This is a genomic window from Bradyrhizobium sp. NBAIM08 (genome assembly GCF_020193935.1).
Lineage (GTDB): Bacteria > Pseudomonadota > Alphaproteobacteria > Rhizobiales > Xanthobacteraceae > Bradyrhizobium > Bradyrhizobium yuanmingense.
Genome location: NZ_JADYVR010000419.1, coordinates 1 through 442, shown reverse-complemented (window position 1 = coordinate 442; position 442 = coordinate 1). Strand labels below are relative to the sequence as shown.

General features: G+C 66.3%; 1 protein-coding gene. It reads left to right on the top strand.

Going from position 1 to position 442, the window contains the following annotated elements; translation table 11 throughout:
* On the top strand, positions 1 to 442 hold a 442-nt coding region (locus I6F37_RS40205), incomplete at both ends, for an MltA domain-containing protein (protein ID WP_225154409.1).

Below are 442 nucleotides of genomic sequence, written 5' to 3'. Positions count from 1 at the left end.
GGTCCAGGGCTCAGGCCGCATCCGCCTTGAAGATGGCGGCACCCTGCGCCTTGCCTATGGCGCCAAATCCGGCCAGCCCTATACCGGCATCGGCGGCGTTCTGGTCGAGCGCGGCGTGCTCACCCGCGACAACATGTCGATGCAGGCCCTGCGCGCCTGGATGAAGGACAATCCGGGCCAGGCGCGCGAGCTCATGTGGGAAAACAAGTCCTTCGTTTTCTTCCGCGAAGTGAAGGTCGATGATCCGGCGCTGGGCGCGCCCGGCGCGCAGCAGGTTTCGCTCACGCCGCTCAGAAGCCTGGCGATTGACCGCAGCCTCTGGATGTTCGGCACGCCCATCTGGCTTGATGCCAAGGTGCCGTCCGGCCCCGCCGGCGCGATGCAGGAGTTTCGTCACCTGATGGTGGCACAGGATACGGGCACGGCCATCAAGGGCCATGCG